19 protein-coding genes and 2 pseudogenes are annotated in these 22,273 nt (G+C 65.7%); 13 read left to right on the forward strand and 8 right to left on the reverse strand.

What is annotated here, in order from left to right:
- Positions 1–6: 6 nt before the first annotated feature.
- Positions 7–135 (reverse strand): hypothetical protein, encoded by a 129-nt coding sequence (locus NQU54_RS42220; protein ID WP_257635625.1) that lies wholly within the window; start codon positions 133–135, stop codon positions 7–9.
- A 261-nt stretch (positions 136–396) separates the two neighbouring features.
- Positions 397–1,290 carry an NADP-dependent oxidoreductase gene (locus NQU54_RS42225; protein WP_257635626.1) on the reverse strand — a complete coding sequence of 298 codons (894 nt, stop codon included), beginning with the start codon at positions 1,288–1,290 and terminating at the stop codon, positions 397–399.
- Positions 1,291–1,359: 69 nt separating this feature from the next.
- On the opposite strand from NQU54_RS42225, the gene NQU54_RS42230 reads away from it, so the two are divergent.
- The 4 genes from NQU54_RS42230 to NQU54_RS42245 all read left to right on the forward strand — a co-directional run bounded on the left by NQU54_RS42230 (position 1,360) and on the right by NQU54_RS42245 (position 6,301).
- Positions 1,360–1,977, forward strand: a complete 618-nt coding sequence (locus NQU54_RS42230; RefSeq protein WP_257635627.1) for a TetR/AcrR family transcriptional regulator — start codon at positions 1,360–1,362, stop codon at positions 1,975–1,977.
- Positions 1,978–2,168: 191 nt separating this feature from the next.
- On the forward strand, positions 2,169–3,926 hold the full coding sequence (locus tag NQU54_RS42235; RefSeq protein ID WP_257635628.1) for a CocE/NonD family hydrolase: 1,758 nt from the start codon (positions 2,169–2,171) through the stop codon (positions 3,924–3,926).
- Between the two features lie 27 nt (positions 3,927–3,953).
- Positions 3,954–4,286 (forward strand): putative quinol monooxygenase, encoded by a 333-nt coding sequence (locus tag NQU54_RS42240; protein WP_257635629.1) that lies wholly within the window; start codon positions 3,954–3,956, stop codon positions 4,284–4,286.
- Positions 4,287–4,300: 14 nt separating this feature from the next.
- Complete coding sequence (locus NQU54_RS42245) at positions 4,301–6,301, forward strand: NADPH-dependent 2,4-dienoyl-CoA reductase (RefSeq protein ID WP_257635630.1); 2,001 nt, start codon at positions 4,301–4,303, stop codon at positions 6,299–6,301.
- 34 nt (positions 6,302–6,335) lie between these two features.
- Here the strand turns inward: NQU54_RS42245 and NQU54_RS42250 are convergent, their stop codons facing one another.
- Positions 6,336–6,869, reverse strand: a complete 534-nt coding sequence (locus NQU54_RS42250; protein ID WP_257635631.1) for an MmyB family transcriptional regulator — start codon at positions 6,867–6,869, stop codon at positions 6,336–6,338.
- A gap of 333 nt (positions 6,870–7,202) precedes the next feature.
- Here NQU54_RS42250 and NQU54_RS50365 point away from each other — a divergent pair.
- Positions 7,203–7,490 (forward strand): annotated as a pseudogene (locus NQU54_RS50365) (SbtR family transcriptional regulator); the annotation flags it as partial.
- Positions 7,491–7,621: 131 nt separating this feature from the next.
- Here NQU54_RS50365 and NQU54_RS42255 read toward each other — a convergent pair.
- Both NQU54_RS42255 and NQU54_RS42260 read right to left on the reverse strand, forming a co-directional pair.
- Positions 7,622–8,806, reverse strand: coding sequence for an FAD-dependent monooxygenase (locus tag NQU54_RS42255; RefSeq protein WP_257635632.1), 1,185 nt, complete (start codon positions 8,804–8,806; stop codon positions 7,622–7,624).
- A gap of 208 nt (positions 8,807–9,014) precedes the next feature.
- Positions 9,015–10,367 carry an FAD-binding oxidoreductase gene (locus tag NQU54_RS42260; RefSeq protein ID WP_257635633.1) on the reverse strand — a complete coding sequence of 451 codons (1,353 nt, stop codon included), beginning with the start codon at positions 10,365–10,367 and terminating at the stop codon, positions 9,015–9,017.
- A 254-nt stretch (positions 10,368–10,621) separates the two neighbouring features.
- Between NQU54_RS42260 and NQU54_RS42265 the strand changes: the two genes are divergently transcribed.
- From NQU54_RS42265 to NQU54_RS42275, 3 genes and pseudogenes are all read left to right on the forward strand, one after another.
- On the forward strand, positions 10,622–12,139 hold the full coding sequence (locus NQU54_RS42265) for an MFS transporter (protein WP_257635634.1): 1,518 nt from the start codon (positions 10,622–10,624) through the stop codon (positions 12,137–12,139).
- A 76-nt stretch (positions 12,140–12,215) separates the two neighbouring features.
- The gene (locus NQU54_RS42270) at positions 12,216–13,841 is read left to right on the forward strand and encodes a long-chain fatty acid--CoA ligase (protein ID WP_257635635.1); all 1,626 of its coding nucleotides are present in this window, start codon (positions 12,216–12,218) and stop codon (positions 13,839–13,841) included.
- Positions 13,842–13,914: 73 nt separating this feature from the next.
- Positions 13,915–14,820 (forward strand): annotated as a pseudogene (locus tag NQU54_RS42275) (NAD(P)/FAD-dependent oxidoreductase).
- Positions 14,821–14,902: 82 nt separating this feature from the next.
- Here NQU54_RS42275 and NQU54_RS42280 read toward each other — a convergent pair.
- Positions 14,903–15,655 (reverse strand): SDR family NAD(P)-dependent oxidoreductase, encoded by a 753-nt coding sequence (locus NQU54_RS42280; RefSeq protein WP_257635636.1) that lies wholly within the window; start codon positions 15,653–15,655, stop codon positions 14,903–14,905.
- Positions 15,656–15,749: 94 nt separating this feature from the next.
- Here NQU54_RS42280 and NQU54_RS42285 point away from each other — a divergent pair, with 94 nt between their 5' ends.
- Positions 15,750–16,385, forward strand: a complete 636-nt coding sequence (locus NQU54_RS42285; RefSeq protein ID WP_257635637.1) for a TetR/AcrR family transcriptional regulator — start codon at positions 15,750–15,752, stop codon at positions 16,383–16,385.
- A gap of 205 nt (positions 16,386–16,590) precedes the next feature.
- Here NQU54_RS42285 and NQU54_RS42290 read toward each other — a convergent pair whose 3' ends face one another.
- Positions 16,591–17,616, reverse strand: a complete 1,026-nt coding sequence (locus NQU54_RS42290) for a phosphotransferase family protein (protein WP_257635638.1) — start codon at positions 17,614–17,616, stop codon at positions 16,591–16,593.
- A complete protein-coding gene (locus NQU54_RS42295; RefSeq protein WP_257635639.1) occupies positions 17,613–18,827 on the reverse strand; it encodes an acyl-CoA dehydrogenase family protein in 1,215 nt (404 codons plus the stop codon). The genes NQU54_RS42290 and NQU54_RS42295 overlap by 4 nt, the downstream gene beginning before the upstream one ends.
- Before the next feature lie 222 nt (positions 18,828–19,049).
- Between NQU54_RS42295 and NQU54_RS42300 the strand changes: the two genes are divergently transcribed.
- From NQU54_RS42300 to NQU54_RS42315, 4 genes are all read left to right on the forward strand, one after another.
- Positions 19,050–20,693 carry an AMP-binding protein gene (locus NQU54_RS42300; protein WP_257635640.1) on the forward strand — a complete coding sequence of 548 codons (1,644 nt, stop codon included), beginning with the start codon at positions 19,050–19,052 and terminating at the stop codon, positions 20,691–20,693.
- Positions 20,690–21,481, forward strand: coding sequence for an enoyl-CoA hydratase/isomerase family protein (locus tag NQU54_RS42305; protein ID WP_257635641.1), 792 nt, complete (start codon positions 20,690–20,692; stop codon positions 21,479–21,481). The genes NQU54_RS42300 and NQU54_RS42305 overlap by 4 nt, the downstream gene beginning before the upstream one ends.
- Positions 21,482–21,522: 41 nt before the next feature.
- On the forward strand, positions 21,523–21,867 hold the full coding sequence (locus tag NQU54_RS42310; protein ID WP_257635642.1) for an SDR family NAD(P)-dependent oxidoreductase: 345 nt from the start codon (positions 21,523–21,525) through the stop codon (positions 21,865–21,867).
- A gap of 145 nt (positions 21,868–22,012) precedes the next feature.
- The gene (locus NQU54_RS42315) at positions 22,013–22,234 is read left to right on the forward strand and encodes a hypothetical protein (protein WP_257635643.1); all 222 of its coding nucleotides are present in this window, start codon (positions 22,013–22,015) and stop codon (positions 22,232–22,234) included.
- Positions 22,235–22,273 lie beyond the last annotated feature (39 nt).

Consider the following 22,273-nt stretch of genomic DNA (forward strand, 5'->3'; position numbering starts at 1 on the left):
GGAACTTCACAGGTCCGTCCGCGACGGAGTTGATGTCATCGCATCGTAACCGGCCTCCTGTGCCCGCATGCCGGCCTCAAGGTAGGCAAAGTCCATCAATCTCCGGTCGGCGTCACTGAGGAAGATGGTGGGCATCAGAGGCGCGACGACCTCCGAGGCGAATCCGCCTCCGATGATGGAGCGCCGGGGACCTCGTAGTAGCGGTGTCCTTCTGCTCCGATGGGGTGCAGGTTGGCGATGCGCTTGGTGGACATGTCACTCCATTCCCGCCGGGCCTCCATACGGCCCGGTTCAGTTCATGTCGGCGAGCCGTTGTCGGCGTGCCGTGCCGCTCAAGCGGCTGAGAAAACGTGGTCTGATTGTGTTGTCGGCACTTTCTCGCGTGTGCCTGCCGTTTCAGATGACGATGACTCTGCGGCCGCGTGTGTGGCCAGCCTTGCTGTCGATCTGTGCCTGGGCGGCTTCAGTGAGCGTGTAGGTCTTCTCGACCGGCGTGCGTAGCTTTCCGGTCGCGATGAGGTCGATGACCTCGTGCAGGGCGTCTTGCACGCTTCCGGCCGTTCCTGAGAAGCGAACGCGGTGCTCAGGGGCGCTCAGGTCGGCCATCGAGATGACCCGGTCCGGGTTTCCGGTCAGCTCGACCAGTTCGGGAACGACTCCAGAACCTGCGACATCGAGGGCAGCGTCAACTCGGCCGAATTTTCGCACTCGTTCGACCCAGCCGTCGCCGTACGTCGTGGCGAGCGCTCCCATGCTGCGCAGATAGTCCTGATTGTTCGCACCGGAGATGCCGATCACGTTGATTCCACGCTCCCGCGCGACCTGCAGCACCACCGAACCGACTCCGCCGGACGCGCCGCTGACCAGCAGCGTCTCTCCGGGCCGGATGCCGACCTGCTCCATCACCCGCAGGGAGGATTCGACCACGGAGGCGTATCCGGCGGTCTCCTCGAACGTGAGATTCTTGGGCTTCGGGACCCATGCGGTTAGGACGGCGAACTCTGCGTAGGTCTCATGCCCTTCCCCGAACACCGGATCACCGACTGCCACGCCGCTGACTCCTTCGCCGACCTCGTCGACCACTCCGGAGGCGTCCAGACCCACACCGGTCGGCAGTTCGACTGGGTGGGACTTGCGGAATTGACCCTCGCGACTCCTCCAGTCGTGAGCGTTCACGCCGGTGGCCCGCACTGCGATGCGTACCGTTCCAGGCCCAGCGTGGGGTTCCGCGGCATCCACCAGCTGCAAGACATCGGGGTCGCCGTACTCGGCGAAGATCACTTTCCTCATGCGTCGAACGTAACACTATCTGTTCGGATTTCACAACGGTTGTGGTTTGCTAACTGATAGGCTTGGGGCATGACCGAAGTGCTCTTGGGGCGGCGCGAGCGCAAGAAGGCCGCGACACGCGAGAAGATCGCCCGGACCGCGTTGCGACTCTTCCTCGAACGGGGATACGACGCGGTGGGAATCCGCGAGGTCGCCGCCGAAGCCGACGTGGCCGTGACGACCGTCTTCTCCCACTTCTCGTCAAAGGAGGCCCTCGTATTCGAGTTGGATGACGACTTCGAGCAGCGTCTCAGGCGAGCCGTTACTGACCGAGAGCCGGGTGAGGAGCTCCTGCCGCGCCTGGAGCGCGAGATCCAGGCGTTGATACGACACTGCACGGCCGACGGCACCGCTCCGTTCTGGCGGATGATCGACGAGTCGCCTGCGCTGCGGGATTATGAGAAGTCGATGCGCCTACGTCATGCCGAGTCGCTGGCGGTCGCGATCGCAGCCGACCTCAACCTGCCGCTGGACACCACGTCCTGCCGGATCATCGCGAGGTTCGTCATCGACGCCTTCTCTGTCAGCCGCGAGGCGCCCGAGCCCGAAGCTGCCGTCGCCGAGGTCTTCCAGATGATCGAGGCGGCGTGGCAAGTCGCTCTCCGGTCGCTTGCGCCAGAGCCCAGAGCCCAGAGTGGCATCGGCTAGCAACCTGCGGGGCTGGGGTCGGGCTGGGGGACTCGAACCTCGGGTCGCCGCATCGCCCCCCATTGCATCGACGGGGGACAGTGACTAGTCTCCAGCAACCAGACCTACCGGTAGGTCGGAAGTCGCTCGGGTGTAGGAACCGGACTCGTGCCGTAATCGGCGGTTGGCGGATACAGCTAGAGGAGTGAACGATGTATGAACCTCTGATCGACTCCGGGGTGCAGATGACGACGCGCGACGGCGTCACTCTCACCGGCGACTTGTACCGGCCCGTCGAGCATGGCCGTTGGCCGGTGCTGTTGCATCGCACCCCGTACAACCGTACGGATCCCTTCCGCGTCTCGGGCATCGTCGCTGACCCGCTGTGGCTGGCACGTCAGGGCTTCGCAGTTCTTGTGCAGGATGTTCGCGGCCGATTCGCGTCTGGTGGTGATTTCGACTTCATCACTCAGGAGTACAACGACTCCTACGATGTGATCGATTGGGTTGCGGAGCAGCCGTGGAGCGACGGCAATGTCGGGATATACGGTTCGTCCTACCTTGGTATGACCGTGCTGCAGGCGGTTGCCTCGCAGAACCCGCACCTCAAGGCAGCCGTAGCCATGATCGGCACGGTCGACATGCGCCACACCTCCCGGCCGGGAGGAGTCTTCGAGCTCGGATTCCTGACGACCTACGGCCTAGGCTTGGCGCTGGCCGGCCTCGACCACAGCTCATTGAGCTCCGAGGATCGGAAGCACGCACTCAAAGTGCTCACCCAGGCTCTGGCCGATCGACACAACACGGTGGCCGAGCTTCCGCTCACCGACATCGCTCCGCTCGACGACAGCCGACTCGCGCCGTTCTGGACCGACTGGCTCCGCTCGCCACACGACCCGTTCTGGGACAAGCCAAGCCTGCTGACCGAGCCCGAGCGGGTGACCATCCCGTTCCTCCAGGTGACCGGGTACCGAGACTTCTGCGCTCCCACCCAGTTCCAGCTGGCCGAGCGACTCTCCGACAACGAGAACGCCCAGATGATCGCCGGGCCCTGGACCCACATGAGCACCTACGTCGCGTTCGGCCAGGTCGGCTCCCGCGTGCTGCCCAACGCGGCGGCTGGCGTCCCGATCTGGGGCCAGGTACTTGGCGCGTATTTCGACCGTCACCTGCGAGGCGGTGACGGCTCTGCCTTCCCCATCGCGGCTCCCTATCTCAGTGGAACCAACCAGGTCACCTACTTCGTCGGCGGATCGAATACCTGGGCACACGCTCCCTCTTGGCCGCCCGCGCCGGCGACAGACGAGTGGCACCTGACCTCCGGCGGCGACGCACGCTCGGCAACCGGCGACGGGGAACTGACCCACCGAAGTAGCAACGGGACGGGCGCCGCCTCCGATACGTTCACCGCCGACCCGCGCGCCCCGTTCCCCACCCACGGCGGACCTGCCATGTTCGAGGCCGGCGGCGGGGCGCCGCTCCCCGAGGGCATCCAGGACCAGCGGGTGGTCGACTGTCGCGACGACGTCCTCGTCTATACCAGCGCTCCACTGACGGCGGACGTGACGATCGCGGGGCAGCCAGAGCTGGTCGCCTTCCTGACCAGCTCGGCGCCAGATGCCGACGTGTGCGTGACCCTGGTCGATGTCGAGCCTGATGGCTTCGCCATGAACGTGTCCGAGGGCGCCCAGCGAGCTCGATACCGCAACGACAGCGACGACGCATGGCTCAGCCCCGACGAGCCCAGCTGCGTGACCGTCACCCTGCACGACGTCGCGCACCAGTTCCGCCGCGGTCACCGCATCAGGGTGCAGGTCGCCGGATTCAACTTTCCGCGCTACAGCCGCAACCTCCACACCCGCACCGTCCCCGAGTTCGGCACCCTCGACGAAGCGGTTACCGCACGCCACACGCTGCACCACGCCGCGAAAACACCCTCCGTGTTGCGGCTGCCCGTCCTCGACCAGTGAGTACGCACAACCACAAGGAGTTCCACGTTGTCTGAAGTCATCGTCCTCGCCCGCCTCCAGGCAAAGCCCGGACACGGCCCCGACCTGCTCTCCCTCCTCTCAGACCTGGCTGGCGAGGTGATGGACACCGAACCCGAGACCCTGCGCTACGCGATTCTCGCCGAGCCGAGCTCGGAACCGCTGCAGATCACGGTGATTGAGAGGTACGCCTCACGCGCCGCCGCCGAAGCGCATGACACCGGAGTGCTGACCAAGTACCTCCCTGAGCTCCTTGATCTGCTCGACGTCCCTCCCTCCACCGTCGAGCTCCAGCCGGCAGGCCTCGCCGTCTCCGTCGACGACGGTCGGCTGAGGATCTAGCAGGGCCTCCTTCAATGAGCTATCCGACCCTGCTCTCGCCTCTGACTGTCGGCTCCGTCCGACTCCGCAACCGATTCGTCATGGGCTCCATGCACACTGGCCTCGAGGACGATCTGGATCAGCTGCCAGCACTCGCGGCCTTCTACGCCGAGCGGGCCAAGGGGGGCGTAGGTCTGCTCGTCACCGGCGGCTACTCACCCGACGAGGCCGGACTGCTGTGGCCGGGCGCCTCTCGAATGACGACCGCCGAGCAGGCCAACGCGCACCGGCTCGTCGCCGACACCGTCCATGCCCACAACAGCAAGATCCTGCTCCAGGTGCTGCACGCTGGTCGTTACGGCGCGACCGACGGCAACGTCGCACCGTCGGCGATCCGCTCGCCAATCACCAGACACACGCCCTCCCCGCTCACGACTTCCGAGGTGGACCGAACCGCCACGGCATTCGCCGAGACCGCGGCCCACGCCCAGCGGGCCGGGTACGACGGCGTCGAGATCATGGGATCCGAGGGATACCTGATCAACCAGTTCCTCGCGGCCCGTACCAACCATCGTGACGACGCCTGGGGCGGTTCCGCCGCTCGCCGGATGCGCTTCGCCGTCGAGGTGGTCCGGCGCACACGCGAGATGGTCGACGACGACTTCCTGGTCCAGTACCGCATCTCGCTGTTGGACCTGGTCGAGGGGGGACAGAACTGGGCGGAGATCGCCGAGCTGGCCATCCTGCTCGAGGATGCCGGCGTCGATATCTTCAACACCGGGATCGGCTGGCACGAGGCCCGGGTCCCAACGATCATCACCCAGGTGCCGCGATCCGCGTGGGTGGGCGACACCGCGCGCCTGACCGGCGTCGTGAAGGTCCCGGTGATCGCCTCGAACCGCATCAACACCCCCGAACAGGCAGAGGCCATCCTGGCCTCTGGGCAGGCGCACCTAGTCTCGATGTCGCGCCCTATGCTCGCCGACCCGGAGCTCGTCAATAAGGCCGCGGCAGGTCGCGCAGACGAGATCAACACGTGCATCGCCTGCAACCAGGCCTGCCTTGACCACGCCTTCGGCGGACAGCCGACGACCTGCCTGGTGAATCCGCGGGCCTGCCGTGAGACGGAGCTGGTGCTCACCCCGACCAGGCGTGCGCGGTCGGTCGCGGTCGTGGGCGCCGGGCCGGCGGGACTCGCCACGGCGGTCGCGGCGGCGGAGCGCGGCCACCAGGTAACGCTGTTCGAGAAGGCCGCGGAGCTCGGGGGTCAGTTCCGGCTCGCGATGCAGATCCCCGGCAAGGAGGACTTCACCGACACTCTCCGCTACTTCCGGCGCCGCCTGGAGGTCCTGGGCGTGGACGTGCGACTGGGCACTCCGGCGACCGCCGAGGGACTGACGGCGTATGACGAGTTGGTGATCGCGACGGGCGTGAACCCTCGCGTTCCAGAGATCGACGGCATCGACCATCCGAAGGCAGTGTCTTACGTCGACGCCATCACCGGCACCGTCGAGATCGGGCACCGGGTCGCGGTCGTGGGTGCCGGCGGCATCGGCGTCGATGTGTGTCACTTCCTCACCGACGAGGCACGCACGGTCGAGCAGTGGAAGGCCAACTGGGGCGTCGGTGACCCCGTCACCGACCGCGGCGGCCTCACCGAGCCCAAGCCGAGGACGTCGCCACGCGAGGTCTGGCTGCTCCAACGCAAGGCCACGCCGATCGGCGCCGGGCTCGGCAAGACGTCGGGTTGGGCTCACCGCGCGATATTGCAGCAGGTCGGCGTCAAGCAGCTGACCGGAGTGGGCTACCAGCGCATCGATGACGCCGGACTGCACGTCACTGTTGACGGCGAGCCGCAGATCATCGACGTGGACCACGTCGTCATCTGCGCCGGCCAGCAGTCTGTCCGCGACCTGTACACCGAGCTGGCCGCCGCGGGCCGGACGGCGCACCTGATCGGTGGGGCCGATCTGGCCGCTGAGCTGGACGCCAAGCGCGCGATCCGGCAGGGCACCGAACTCGCGGCCCGCCTCTGAAGTCTGAGCTCGGTCCGTCAGCCTTACGTGTGGCTCAGACCGCCTTGAGCTGCTTGGCGCCCCGAGTGACCAGCTCTTCGAGTCGCCTGCGGGTATCCCCGTCGCGGGGCGAGAAGACCACCATCCAGGTGGCCTCGCTTTCCTCGAGCGCGAACTTGGTCGAGGTCAGGCGGAGGTCGCCGGCGGGGCTCAAGAAGTCCCTGGCGGGCGGGACCTGGTCGACGACGTCGTGCCGCCGCCAGAGCTCAGCGAACTCATCGGACACGGCTAGCAACTGATCTACGAATGTGGTCCAGGCCGGGTCGTCGAGGTGGGCGGCCATGGAGGCGCGAAGAGATCCGACCAGATGGTGCACGGTCTCGCGCCGGTCACGGAAAAGGCGGCGGCGCCAGTACGGGTTGACGAAGAAGAGCCAGATCTGGTTGCGCTTGGCCGGGTCGATCGCATCGAGGTCGCCGGCCATCGCATTGAAGGCCCGGTTGTAGCCAAGGATGTCGTGGCGCCGCGAGAGGACCGCAGCGGGGAAGGGATCCAATTGGGCAAGGATGTCGCCTGCCGCGGCGCTCATCCGCGACGTGTCCGCGGCCGGCGCCGCGACTCGGCGGTGGTCGGCTCGATCTACCTCGCGTGGGGCGGCTCCGGTGGGTTCGCTGGCCGTCCTACGTGCTTGCGGCAACCATGGTGCTCACCGCTGGCCTCACCCGACTCTTGCCCGAAGCACGTCGGTGAACGCCCGGGAAGAGCGCATGGCAGGGTCAAGGTCGGACCATCTCTCGACTCTCGTGGGCCCGATCGACAGCCGTGAGGTCCACGCCGAGCGAGCCCATGGTCGGCCCGGGCGAGACGTCGCCTGAAGACGCCAAATACGAACGTCCCGGTCGACGTCGCCGCGTTTCCCTGGATGGACCGAGCAAGAGGAGCAATCGCCTATTCCTGCGGCGCTCTTTCCCGAACACGCACCACCACTCGTTGGCCGAGCAGATCTTCCACATCGTTCACCACCGAGCGAACGGTCATCGAAGGCCTCAACACCGACTTTCCCTTGTTCTCTGCCTGTATCCGCCTGATCCACGAGGCCGGCCAGCCGCTGCTGGTAGGCGCGCAGGCGAGTGGCTCGGTTCGGGCTGACGTTTCCTTCGACGACGTCCGCCGTCTCGTCACTGGCGTCGCGGCCGCCACCTATGCGGACGAGGCCCAGCACGAGCACGTTTGCGGGTCGCTCTGGACGGCCTCCGCGCCAGTGCTGGGCGCGGTGTCCGCGATTGAATGGTTCACCAAGCCTGCGGGCCGGATCGCCACCGTTGCTCGGCGACGGCAGGGTCAGGGCTGGCGAACCGCGCTTGCGAGCACGATCGGAGGATTCTCCGGGGTCACGCTCGGAATCAGGAAGTCGCGGCTCCATGCGCGTCCGATGTCTACAAGGCTCTGCACTGCGTCGAGACGGTCATCGTTGTATGCGGCGAAGATGGAGTCGACATCACGACCCGAAGAGTCCCTGAGTGCGTTGCCGAGAGCGAGCGCATCCTTGAGTGCCGCGGACGAGCCGGCTCCGGTGATTGGGCTTGTCGCGTGCCCAGAGTCCCCGATGAGGGCAATGCGTCCGTGTGCGATTCGCGATGGCCGAAAGGTAAAGATCGCAGATCCCATCAACGACTCGTTCTGGAGACCCCAGCGCATGACATGGCGAATCGTCACGTCCCAGCGTTCGTCCAGGTCGGCGACCAATGACTCGGCGGTTCCAGGTAGCCAGCTCCCCGCCGCGACCGTGTTTCGGGGCGTTCCGGACGCCGACATGAACAAGGTCTCGACAACGTCGCGCGTCAGTGGAAGGTAGATACCTGCGTTAGCGCTGCGGAGTCCTGGCGCGACCGTGCCGCCGGTGCCAGGGGTCGTGTACATCAGTCCGTATGCGCCGGGACGGTTGTGCAGGTGCATCCTGTCGTCGAAGACGGCGTTCCGGAGTTCAGGTGGGCAGGCATCCTCGGGCATGACCGCGCGAAGCAGGACGATGCCTTCGAACTGCGGGGTTTCGGCCTGTGGGTCGACCAACGATCGGAGTCTCGACCCGTATCCGTCGGCGAGGATCACCCCGTCGGCGGTGTCTGTTGATCCGTCCGAGAGCCGCACCTGCACTCGATCCCCAAGATCCTCGACGCCGACAACTGCTACGCCCGAGGTGACGGTCGCGTCCTGGCTCCGCACGAGGTGCTGGTGCAAGCAGCTCCAGGTGGTCGACCCGAAACCGGCCGGGTGTTCCTGGATCGACGTCGTTCCGGGGATGGTTTCCACCATCACCCTTCTGGCCCGGACGTTCATTGCGCCGAGGGCGCTGGCCGGCCGACCGGTCACACTGGCGATCAGGCTCTCATCAACTACAAGTCCGGCACCGCGATCCTCCAGTCGTCCTTCCAGCAGCTCGTACGCACGGACCCGATGGCCGGCCGCACCGAGCACGCAACTCGCCGCCATGCCGCTGATGGAAGCACCGGCAATGATGAACTTCACTTTGAAGTCGCCCTTCCAGAGTTGCCCGTTCCGAGCCCGCTCATTGTGCTGTCTCGCCCGCAGTTCCGACCGACTGGTCGTACAGACTCCATTCAAACTACGGCACGGGTGACCGTCGACACAATGCTTGGAGCGCAATGGTCGGAGGCGCAATGGTCGGAGCTTGACCGGGCGGATGCTGCCGCCGCGCGTCGATGAGTGCTGCCCATCAGTATCCGCGGCCGGGATTGAGGATGCCGCTGGGGTCGAAGGCGGCCTTGATCCGGTGCATCAGCGAGGTGCCCACGTCGCCGACCTGACGGCGGATGTACGGCGTCTTGAGGCTTCCAACGCCGTGCTCGCCGGTCGCGGTGCCGCCCAGGTCGAGAGCCGCGGCGATGATGGCATCGAAGGCCGCGGCAGCCGCGACGCGCTGACGGTCGTCGGCTGGGTCGAAAACGATGGTCGGGTGGAGGTTTCCGTCTGCTGCGTGGCCAAAGGTGCCGATGGTGACGCCGTGTGAAAGGGCGATCCGCTCGATGGCGTCGATGAGCGCGGGAAGGCGGTGCGGGGTCACGCAAACGTCGTCGAGGAGCGTGGATCCCATTCGCTCGAGCGAGGGCAATGCGGCGCGCCGAGCCTCCATCAGCGCCGAACCGTCGTCTTGGTCGTCGGTGGCGAACGCCTCCGCTCCGGCACCTTCGGCCATCGCTGCGCATCGCTCGGCCTGCTGTGAGGCGTCTGCGCCATCGAACTGGGCTATCAACACCGCCCCGGCTGCCTCGTCGAGACCCATCTGTGTCATCGCGTTAACAGCGCACACGGTAGTGCGGTCCATCAGCTCCGTTGCTGCTGCATTGAACTCCCTGCCGAAGGCTTGGACCACGTCAATCGCTGATTGGACGGTCGGGAAGGTGGCGGCGACGGTCGAGAGCCTTTGCGGCCTCGGCCGCAGCCTTACCGTTGCCTCGACGATCACGCCGAGTGTCCCTTCAGATCCGATCAAGAGGTGCTTGAGGTCTAGTCCCGCGACGTCCTTCCTGGTGGCTGTACCTGTTCGGAGCACCTCTCCTGTACCGAGGACCGCCGTGAGAGCCAGGATGTGATCGCGAGTGACTCCGTACTTTGCGCAGCACATGCCGCCGGCATTGGTGGCGACGTTGCCTCCGATGGAGGAGAGCGCGCGGCTCCCGGGGTCAGGCGCATACCAGAGTCCGACTTCGCCGGCAGCCTTATCGAGGTCTGCGTTGACCACACCGGGCTGAACGCGAGCGCTTTGAGCAACCTGGTCGATCTCGAGGATCTGGTCCATGGCGTCGAGGAGGAGCAGGACGCACCCGTCAAGTGCGTTGGCGCCTCCCGCAAGGCCGGTACCGGCGCCGCGGGGTACCAGGGGTACCGCGTGCGTGCGGCACAGGTCGACCACTGCTACGACTTCACCGACTGTCGCTGGTCTGACCACGGCGAGCGGCTGCCCGGCCTCGGCGATCAGGCACTGATCTTGGCGATAGGCCTGCATGGCGTGCGGCTCAGTGGTCGCCCATGCCACGGCTGTGGTGAGCTGCTTCAGAAATTCGCGCATGGCCGCTTTGGTCTCCGTTGCTGTTCGGATTCGTTGACGGTGCGGGTCTCAAGAACGTCGGTGCTCCGCTTGCCCGCGACCCGGGCATCGCCGTAAAGGGCGTGGTGCCAGGCCGTTGCATTCCCGTCGCGATGGTGACTACCATCACGTTTTACAACCTACCAGTCGGTCGTACTTCGGGATTCGAGGGGGCCAGCCAATCACCCGTCCGCGGCGACTCTTGAAGGCGTCGCAGCACCATGGAGGTACAGCACATGACCGAGGTCTCAGTCCCGTTGGAGGCTGCGGCGTTGACAAGGCGAGGGACCAGTGTCGATCGACGCTTGAACGCCCTGCCGATCCCCCCGGCGGTCACTATCGGATTCATCGGCTCGTTGCTGGTCATTTCTGCTGACACCGAGACGCTGGCAGTCGTTCCGCTGCTCGGGGCGATCAACGAGACGTTCCACATGACGCCCGCGCAAGGGGCGTGGTCGCTATCGGCATCCACCATCGCCGGCGCCGCCACGGTCCCGCTGCTCGCCCGCCTCGGTGACATCTTCGGCGTGCGGAGAATGCTGTTGATCAGCCTCTTGTTCATCGTGGTCGGGAACATCGTGTGCGCCGTTGCCACTGGTCCGTCGATCTACATCGGCGGTCGGGCGATCCTGGGCATCAGCGCCGCCTACCCGCTCTTCTACGCCGTGCTGCGCCTGCGGGCAGGGACCACCGGTGGCGTTGACCGAATCAGTGGATTGATGACTGCGGCGATGGGCGCTGGGATCGCAATCTCGTTCTTGCTCGGCGGCTTCGTGCTCGACCAGGGCGGGACCGTCCGCCACGTGTTGTGGATCATGACGGCACTGTCGGTCCTTGTACTCGCCTTGGCGTGGGCGTTCGTCCCGGACAGCACGACGCGCACCCGCTCCAGCATCGACTACCTCGGAACGATTTTGGTGGCCGGTGCGCTGTCGGCCCTCTCGATCGGAATCGGGCAGGGAAACAAATGGGGATGGACCTCATCGAAGACCATCGCGCTGCTCGCCGTGGCCGTCGTGCTCATGGTCGTCTGGGCCATGTGGGAGTTGAAGTGCCAAGATCCTCTCTTGGATCTTCGGATCATGCGCCGACGTGAGGTGTGGCCGGCATACCTGGCTGCCGCGGCGATCGCCAGCGTCGCGATCGCCAGCACTCTGGCAATCAGTTTCTACGTCCAAACGCCGGCAGCAGTTGGATACGGTTTTGGCGGCACGGTTCTTGCCACCGGCGTCTACCTGCTCCCCGTGGGTTTGATCATCGCCTTCGGCGGTTCGCTCATGGGCCCGGTCATTGGCGCAATCGGGCCGCGTGCCTCCGCGGTTGCGGGCGGTGTGCTGGCTGCGGTCATGTTCTTCTGGTTCGCTAGCAACCACACCGAGACGTGGCAGTACATCGTCGCACTAGTCATCCTGGGGCTCTCCTACTCGCTGACCTATACCGCGAGCATGGCAAGCTTCCTCCGCGCAGCCCGCCCCGGCGAGGGCGGCATGCTCACCGGTGGCGCGCGCGTGGCGAACACCGCGATCGCATCGCTTGGCCCCACGATTGTCACGGCCGTGCTCACCGCATCGTTCATTCCGAATACGGCCGTACCGCGGCCGGAGAACTACGACTATGTCTGGCTGGTCTTTGCAGCTTCTGGGCTGGTGATCGCCGCTGTGGCACTGCTGATGAAGAACTCGCCTATCGACCAGTCGCTGGCCGACAAGACGCAGCTCATCGGCGACTCGACCGAGCTCGAGGTTCGGAGCTGAGCGGCGCGTCGATGCAACCCAGCACCACGCCGGCGACGCCCAACGTGCCGGCCCCACCTTTCCGAAGGAGTCTTCGATGATCGGGCTGATGCAGGACCGCCCGCTTGGTCTACCCCACATCTTCCACCGGGCAGAGACCCTGTTCGCCGACAAGATGATCGTGACAGCAACCGCCTCGGGAGAGCAGCGCGCCACCTACGGCGAGTGCTTCGAGCGCGTCCGGAAGCTCGCCGCCGCGCTCGACCGGCTGCAGGTGCCGGCGGATGCCCGAGTCGGCACCTTGTGCTGGAACACGCAGACGCACCTGGAACTGTACTTCGCGGTGCCGTGCTCGGGGCGGGTGCTCCATACGATCAACATCCGCCTGTTCCCCGACCAGCTTGCGTTCGTAGTCGCCGACGCGCACGACGACGTCGTGTTCGTCGAGCGCTCACTGGTGCCCGCCCTGTGGCAGGTGGCAGACCGAATCCCGTCGGTCCGCCACATCGTGGTGATCGATGACGGCTCGGACGAGGAGGTGCCCGACGACCCTCGGTTGATGGACTACGAGACTCTTCTTGCCACCGGGCCGGCGCACACCGGCCGATTCGTGGTGGACGATGAGAACTCGGCCGCCACTCTGTGCTACACGTCGGGAACCACAGGCGATCCAAAGGGGGTGCTGTACTCCCACCGCTCAACGGCGCTGCACTCGCTTGCCAGCCTGGCTAGCGACGTGCTGGCCATCGGAGAGCGCGACTGCGTTCAACCCGTGGTGCCCATGTTTCATGTCAACGCGTGGGGTCTTCCCTACACCTCCGTCCTCGCCGGCGCGGACATCGTCTTGCCCGGCACTCAGACGGCCCCCGACGAGCTGCTGGCGCAGATTGAGAACCACAGGGTGAGCATGACCGCTGGCGTCCCGACCATCTGGATGGGCGCGCTGCCACTGCTCCACAAGCACGATCTGAGCAGCCTGCGCATGGTGCTCTGTGGCGGTGCCGCTGTTCCGCAGAGCCTATCTGAGGGCTGGCGTGCGGCGATCGGTCTGCCGATCACCCAAGCCTGGGGGATGACCGAGACGAGCCCGATCTGCACGATCGCGACGCTGCGCCGTGAGCACGAGTCGTTGGCTGATGAACAGCGCGCCCGAGTGCGCGCGACGCAGGGACGGCCCGTGCCATTGTTCGACTTGCGCCTCGTCGACCCCGAAACAGGAGCGGAGCAGCCTTGGGACGGTTCCGCTGCGGGCGAGCTGCAGGCGTCCGGCCCGTGGATCGCTGCTGGATACCTCAACGGCTCCGGCCAGAGCGCCTTCACAGTAGACGGCTGGCTGCGGACTGGAGACATCGCCACCGTTGACCCCAGCGGCTACCTGAGCCTGGTCGACCGCACGAAGGATCTCGTGAAGTCCGGGGGAGAGTGGATCTCCTCCGTCGCGCTGGAGAACCACATCATGGCGCATGTCGCCGTCGTCGAGGCGGCCGTGGTCGCCAAACCCGACCCGCGCTGGTCTGAACGTCCCGTCGCCTTCGTCGTCGCACGCGAAGATGCTCAGATCACTGCAGACGACGTGCTGGAGCACCTGCGGCCGCTGGTGCCGAAGTGGTGGCTGCCGGACGAGGTGCACTTCATCGAGGCGCTGCCCAAGACCGGGACCGGAAAGTTCGCAAAGCGGATGCTGCGCGCCCGGTTCGACACCGGTGCGGTGGAGCAGAGCTAGCCACTGACCTGAGCCCCAAGCCTCAGGTGTGGTCTCCCGGTCACGCCCGAACATCGACCGCAGAAAGCACGGCATGCCTACCACCTCCTCCTCCACCGAGCCACGGAACGTGATCGTGATCGGGTCTGGTCCCTCCGGCTACACCGCCGCCGTGTAGACAGCGCGGGCCGGACTTGCCCCCGTCGTGTACGAGAGCTCAGTCACCGCTGTGGCGCACTGATGAACACAACCGACGTGGAGAACTTTCCCGGATTCCGCGACGGAATCATGGGTCCAGAACTCATGGACAGCATGAGGGGCCAGGCTGAGCGCTTCGGTGCCCAGCTGATTCCTGACGACGTGACCGAAGTCGACCTGACCGGCGAGGTGAAGGTTGTACGTACCGTCACCGAGGAGCACTACGCGAGGTCAGTGATCCTGGCGATGGGATCTGGCTACCGCAGGCTCGGCCTGCCCCGCGAAGACTCACTCTCGGGCCGAGGGGTGTCGTGGTGTGCGACATGCGACGGCCTCTTCTTTCGCGACAAACCAATCGTCGTTGTCGGGGGCGGTGACTCCGCGGTCGAAGAGGCTACGTTCCTGACCCGGTTCGGGTCCTCAGTAACACTCTTGGTCCGGCGCGACGAGCTGAGGGCGTCCAAGATCATGCAGGATCGCGCGTTCGCCGACCCCAAGCTCGAGATCGCGTGGAACTCGGCGGTGGTCTCCATCAACGGCGAGGACTCCCTCACGTCCCTCACCCTTGTCGACACCCGTACCGCTGAGAAGCGCGAGATCGAGGCAGCTGGCCTCTTCATCGCGATCGGCCACGACCCGCGTTCCGCCCTCGTCGCCGGGCAGGTGGAGCTCGACGAGGACGGGTACGTCGTCGTCACGCCAGGCACCACCGCGACCAGTATCAGTGGCGTGGCAAGTGTGAGGCGACCAGGTCTCGACGGCTGGGCGAGCCTGCCCCGCTGCGCGATCGGCTTCCCGGTGATGCTGGACTGGGCCGGAGCTCACGTGGCCTGTGTCTGCCCGCGCCCGTAGCGCCGGGCCGACTCTACTGAACGAGCCAGGCCTCACGGAGCCATTCGGAGGGCGCCGTCGAGCCGGATGACCACCCCATTCAGCATGGGGTTGGAGGCCACATGCAGAACCAGCTCGGCGAACTCGCGTGGACGCCCGAGCCGGTGTGGATGAGGAATCTGATCCAGGACCTGTTGTGAGGACTCCGGGTGAACGTGAGCAAGGATCGGAGTGTCGAAGATCCCGGGCGCGATGCTGACGACCCTGATGCGTCGAGACGCCAGATCGCGGGCGGCGGGCAGGGTCAGACTCGCCACTCCGCCCTTGGATGTCGCGTACGCGACGTGCCCCACAGGCGCCTCGAACGCCTCAGCGGACGCGGTGGTGACGACGACGCCACGCTCCTCGTCGACGACTTGGTTGTGTTGCATCCGTTCTGCGGCAAGTCTCAACACGTTGAAGGTGCCGACGAGGTTGACATCGATGATCGACTTGAACTCAGCCAGCGGAACTGCGGAGCCGGAGTGGTCAACGATTCGGGCAGGGTCTCCCAGGATCCCGGCACAGTGCACCACCAGCCGGAGTGGCGCGAGATCCGCAGCTGTGTCGAGGGCAGCGCGCACGTCCACCTCATCGAGAACATCACAAGTGACGGGCGTTACTCCGGCATCGGGCTGCGGGCTGAGGTCGGCGGCCACGACATGGAAGCCGGTGGCGGCGAGCAAGTGCGCTGTGGCGCGTCCGAGGCCCGAACCTGCCCCGGTGACCACAGCGGCGCGCGGGACAGGCGCCATCGCTGACTCCATTTCACGGCTCCGTTGCCGAATATGGCCGACTGGTCGGTAGTTGCTAGGGTGAGACTATCCAGTAAACCAACGCGGATTCACGCCCGGGAGCGACATGTCGGCACGGAGATCGACCGGAGCTCGGTCGGCAAAGCGTCAACGGCAGATCAGCGATGCTGCGGCCAAGTTGTTCAGAGCCAAGGGGTACGCCAACACCTCGATGCAAGACCTTGCAGACGAGGTCGGAATTCTCAAGCCGAGCCTATACTACCACATCCACTCCAAAGAGGATCTGCTGTACGAGATCTTCGCCGAGATCCATGAAGATGTTCAGAACATCATCACCGAGATCGAAGCTCGGGACGATCTCGATGACGCAGCGAAGTTGCGGCTGTGGGCACGGCTCCATGTTCGCCACGCGATCACCCATCAGGAGAAGATCGCTGTATTTTTCCAGGAGGTCGGATCGCTGAGCCCCGAGCGGATGGCGCCGATTATGGTGATGCGGCAGGCGTACGAGCGCTTCGTCCTGTCACTGATTCAGAGCGAGCAGCTCCGCGGTGAGATCGATCCTGCCCTAGACGCCAAGCAGTTGTCGCTGTTGGCCTTTGGCGTCCTCAATTGGATGCATACCTGGTATCAGCCTCGTGGCGCCGCCGGCGACGAGCGGCTCGCAGACCTGTGCGCAGACTTCATTGTGGGCGGACTCCAGAGCCTGGCTACGCAGGGCGAGAAGCGGTTGGCGCCCTAGACATATCGCCCGGGCCCTTTCGAGCTCGTTCTGCATCCTCGGCGAGCGCGTCCGAGTGCACGCCGGTGCGCCCGCACCAGCCCGGACAGGGCCTTACTCCGTCCGGGCTCGCAACGCCACGCGTACCCCATCCAGCCGCAGCATCCGGGAACTGCAACGGACGCGGCAGGAAGCACGTCATCGGGTGAGCCCTGTCCGGGTCGGGTCACCTCATGTTTGATCGTCGCATCAGGGTGTGCCCCAGGTGGATCAGCCGCTCGGCCTTCGTGCCGAGCCCGGCGGCGCCAGCACTGGCGGACTCGGGAGCGACCAGCCAGCGTTGGTGCACGCCTTGGATGATGATGGCGAGCCGCCAGTAGGCGAGCACCCGGTAGTACCCCAGGTGTGTCAGGTCCCGGCCCGACAGTGCGCCATACGTGCTGACAAGGTCCGCTTGGCGAGTGAACCCTGGCTCGAGGGTGAGGTTTTCGTCGGTGGCCGGGTGTACATCCGGCTGGTCCGGCCAGTAGGCGAGCAGAGTGCCGAGATCGGCGAGTGGTTCGCCGAGGGTGCACAGTTCCCAGTCCAGCACTCCGGTGACGGCCCCTGTACCATCGAGTAGCACGTTGCCCAGGCTGTAGTCGCCGTGAACGAGCCGATGTTCCTCCTGCGGAGGAACGTTCAGCGTCAGGAACGCGGTGATCTCTGCGACCTCGTCGTCGGCGGCGTTGCCGACGGCGGTCCATCGCCGCGCCCACCGGTTGATCTGACGCTCCGCATAGCTCTTGTGTGGTCCGATGTTGTCGAGACCGCAGGTCGCCGGATCGACGGCGTGAATCTGGGCCAGGCACGCCGCGAGGGCGGGGCCAACTCGGGTTCGGGCGTCCACGGACAGACGACGCACGTCGTTGAGGGAGTTCACCACGGTCCCAGCGAGGTGCTCCATCACGAGGAACGGCGCACCCGCCACGGATGCATCGCTGCAGATCGCCAGCGGTGCTGGCGCCGGAACGTCGGTGCCGGCGAGACTGGAGAGAATCTCAAACTCACGCCTCACGTACGCGACCGAGCCCTCCGACGAGCTTGGTGGATGGCGGAGTACTAGGTCGAGACCGGCGCCTTCGGTGGACAGTAGGTAAGTCATGTTCGAGTTGCCCTCGCCCAGCCGGCGTACCTCGACTTGGCGACCCACATCAAAGCCCTGGTCGCGGATCCACTGCTCGGCCGCCTCGACTTCGAAGGTCCCGGTCATGCGCCCTGCCCCGCGCGGGACCGGATCTCGTGGCGAGCGATGGCCATCCGATGCACCTCGTCAGGCCCGTCGACGATCCGCATGGTTCGCAGATGGGCCCAGAGCTCGGCCAGGATCGTGTCGTCGGAGACACCGGCGCCGCCGTGGATCTGAATGGCCTGATCGACGACTCGAAGGCCCACCTCGGGTGCGGCGATTTTGATCGCCGAAATCTTGGATGCGGCCTGCTTGTACCCGACGGTGTCCATCAGCCACGCCGCCTCGAGGGTCAGCAGCCGGACCATGTCGATGTCGATCCGTGCCTGCGCGATCCAGTCTCGCACGTTCGCGCGTTCGGCGATGCGCTCGCCGAACGTGGAGCGGGAGACAGATCGATCAATCATCATCTCAAGCGCTCGCTCGGCAGCGCCGACCGTTCGCATGCAGTGATGGATACGACCCGGCCCTAGGCGTCCCTGGGCAATGGCGAATCCGTCGCCCTCCTTGCCGATCAGGTTCGATGCCGGAACGCGGACGTTGTCGAACTCGATCTCCCCGTGGCCCTCGCGGTGCCGGTAGCCGAAGACCGGGAGGTTGCGCAGCACCGTGAGGCCTTCGGCGTCCATGGGCACGATGATCTGGCTTTGCTGGCGATGCCGAGGGCCGTCGTCGCTGGTGCGCCCCATGACGATCAGGAAGGCGCACCGCGGATCCAGAGCGCCGGAAGTCCACCACTTCCGGCCGTTGAGCACGTAGTCGTCACCATCGCGGACGAACCTCATGGCGATGTTCGTGGCGTCGGAGCTGGCCCGATCCGGCTCGGTCATGGCGAAGGCCGACCGAATCGTTCCGTCCAGCAGCGGAGCCAACCACTGGCTCTTCTGCTCTGCGCTGCCATACATCGCGAGCAACTCCATGTTGCCCGAGTCGGGCGGAGAGCAGTTACAAGCCTCAGAAGCGAGCACGCTCCGCCCCATGATCTCGGCCAGTGGCGCATACTCGCCCACCGTCAGTCCGGCGCCGAGCTCGGCGTCGGGGAGGAAAAGATTCCACAGTCCACGAGAGCGGGCCTCGACCTTGAGCTCCTCGAGAACCGGGGCCACGGCATGCGGATCACCGGCTTCAGCCATCTGAGCCGCGTAGACAGCCTCGCTCGGGTAGACACACTCGGCCATGAAGTCGAGCAGGCGCGCTCGCACCTGTGTCGCTCGTTCGCTGAACGAAAAGTCCATGTCCTGTTCCTCACTCTCCACTGGCCACTGAGGTCAACTCACAGAACCATAGCCTGACTAACAGGTAGTCTGAATTGAGAGGCGTAATCCTGGGTGGGACGAACCCGAAGAACCGCCGAGGCGCCGGTGGCAACCCGCGGCGCCGGCCAGGACCGGCACTGGCGCCGCCCAGGGCCGATGCGTTATTCTGACCGCCGGGTAGGTCAGAATAAGGAGGAGCTGGTGAGGGGAACGCGGTATCCAGAACCGCATGTCAGCGAGGCCTATCGCCGGAGCGGGGCTTGGGAAGGTCGTGTCCTCGCTGGCGCACTGGACGAGGCAGCGGAGAAGTGGCCTAGCCGGGTGGCCGTCGCTGACGCGCACGGCCAGTTGACGTTCGCCGAGCTACGTGGTGCCGCGGCCGGGCTGGCTCGGGAGATCGCCGACGCGGGTACGACCGCCGGCGATGTCGTCTCGGTGCAGTTGCCGAACGGCCGAGAGGCGCTCGCGTACGTGTGGGCAGCGCTCTCGCTCGGAGCCGTGGTCAATCCGATAGTGCCCATTTACCGGGGACACGAGCTCTCTCAGATTCTGGACGCATCTGCTCCCTCTTTCGTGGTGACGCCACTCATTCACCGCGGCTGTGACTACCGGCAGGTGTACGCGCAACTCTCGGTGTCGCCCAATACCGTGGTGCGCCACGTCGAGCTCGGCGCCGGTCTCGACACGGAGCCCGAGGCAGGACTCGACGCGCGGTCGGCGACGCCGTCGACGGTCGGGCCCGTCGGGGCCGACGACATTGCGCTTCTCCTCTACACGTCGGGAACCACAGCATCGCCGAAGGGCGTTCTCCACAGCCACAACACTTTGAGGTACGAGGTCTTCTCACAAGCCTCGGTCTACGAGCTGACCGAAGACGACGTTGTCTTCATGCCCTCGCCCGTCACTCACATCACCGGCTTCCTGTGGGGCTGTCTTGCCCCCGTGTTGTTGGGACTTCGCGTCGTGTTTCAAGATCGCTGGGACGCGGAGCAGGCGTGGCAGCAGATCCGGGATCACAAGGCGACGTTCACGATGGTCTCGGCGCCGTTCATCAGGGGCTTGAGCGAGTCCCCGTCGGCGCCGAGCAGGCGGCTGAGCCACATCCGAATCGTTGCCTGCGGGGGTGCGGACATGAGTGCGGAGCTGATCGCGTCGGCTCAAGCAAGGATCGGCCCGACCTACCGACTCTACGGAGCATCGGAATGCCCGTCGGTGGTCGCCAACTGGCCGAATGGTCCAGACCGTCAACGGGAAGTCAGCGACGGATATCCGTTCGGGGCGACGATGGTCAAGGTGATCGACGACGACCAGATTCGGCTCCCCGCAGGCACCGAGGGAGAGATCGTATGGCAGGGACCCGACATGTTCTTGGGCTATCTCGACGCCGATCAGAATGCTGGTGCGTTCACCTCTGACGGCTTCGGACGAAGCGGTGACCTCGGAGTGCTGGACCCAGACGGGTCGCTGCGGGTATCGGGGCGATTGAAGGACATCATCAACCGGTCCGGTGAGAAGTTCAGTGCCCGCGACATCGAGGAGGTGCTCCTCGCCCACCCGGCGGTCATCGACGTGGCCGTCGTCGCATCGCCCGATGCCCAGACCGGCGAACGCGTGTGCGCCTACGTCATCCCGGCGGGGGAGGGGCCGACGCTTCTCGACCTGCGTGAACACCTGCTCCGTCGGGGCCTGGCGCTGCAGAAGGTCCCTGAGCGGTTGGTCGTGGTGCGTGAACTTCCGCGAACCCCCAGCGGAAAGATTCAAAAGAGCGTGCTCCGGGAGTGGGAGTGGACGCCGGACAACGCCACCGCGAGGCAGAGCCAGAGAGTCGAGGAAAGAACGAGATGAGTTCACAGTACGAGTACCTGACGGTCGACGAGGTCTCCTCGGGTGTAGCGGTGGTGACGCTGAACAGGGGAGCGGTCAACGCGATCAGCGAGGACATGTTCGACGAGATTCGGGCATTCTTCGAGGATGTCGGTCACGACGACGGGCTCAACGCCGTCGTGGTGACCGGGGCCGGTGACCGCGCCTTCTCGGGCGGCAACGACCTGCACGAGTTCCTCGAGCTCTCTCCCGACAACGGCGACAAGCGCATGGCCCGGGTTTGGCGGTCACTCAAGGCCATCTACGACGCGAGCATCCCAGTCATCGCGGCGGTCAACGGCCCCGCCCTGGGATCGGGCTTCGCGATCGTGTCGTGCGCCGACCTGGTCGTGGCGAGCGATCGCTCGACCTACTGCCTCCCCGAGCTCAATGTGGGAGTGCTCGGTGGAGCCAAGTTTGCCGCTCGCATGCTGCCGGAGCAGGCCATGAGGCGAATGCTGTTCACCGCAGATCCCGTCAGCGCCGAGGACATGGTCCGTTGGGGAGCGCCGTTCGAGGTGGTCCCGCACGATCATTTGCGGACCCGGGCGATCGATCTGGCGAGCCACATCGCCGACAAGGGCAAGAACGCAGTCAGGCTTGCCAAGAGCGCCATGAACGGATGCGAGCCGCTCGGCCTGTTCGACGGCTACGCCCTCGAGCAGACCTACACCGTCCGCATGTCCGGACTGCCCGAGGCCAGAATCGCTACCCAGGCAACGATGGACCGACTGGCCGCGAACAAGCTCCAGTCTGCCGAGAGCCGGTAGCAGGAGTACAGACGCAACAGGAGTCTAGTGGGAGTGCCGTCATGACAGACCTTGCGGGAGCCCGTGCTCTGGTCACGGGCGCGGCTTCTGGCATCGGACTTGGCATCGCGCGGGCGTTGCTCGACCGTGGCGCAGCGGTGGCGGTGGTTGACATCGACGCCGAAGCCGTCGAGGCTGCCGTCGACCAGCTCGGCGAGCGAGGAACGGTGTCCGGCTTCCGGGCCGATGTCTCCGAACTCGACGAGTTCGAGGCGCTGCGAGAGGACGTCGAGCAGCGACTCGGGCCTGTTGACATCCTTGCCAACAACGCGGGGTCACTTACAACGCCGAGCCATTGTGGGCATCGCCGCCCGCGATGGTGGAGTGAAGCTTCGCGGTCAACGTGATGGGCGTGGGCGTATCGGTTGCAGGCTCGCGCCCGGAGCCGTAGCCACCGATATCGCCGAGTCCGGCAGGAGCCGGCCTGGACGGTTCGGCGGGCCGACGTCCGGGACGTCACGTTCGGGCGTTGCCGCGTTGATCTCCGGCGGGATGGACCCACGACTGGTCGGTGAGCACGCCGTCCACGCCATCGAACACGACAGGTTCTTCGTCTTCACCCACCCCGAGCTGAGCGGCCTCGTCACTGAACGCCACGGGACGATCATGATGGGCCTCGAAGAGTCCGCTGCCTACGTCACGCGCTACCAGGCACACGAGGTCGACGGCGACTCGATCCATCCCGACCATCGCTCATCATCCGCGCGAGGCTAGCCCCCGAGAATCTCGCCGCCCGAGAAGGAGGAGTATCAC

It is taken from the genome of Streptomyces malaysiensis subsp. samsunensis, assembly GCF_024519315.1.
Lineage (GTDB): Bacteria > Actinomycetota > Actinomycetes > Streptomycetales > Streptomycetaceae > Streptomyces > Streptomyces malaysiensis.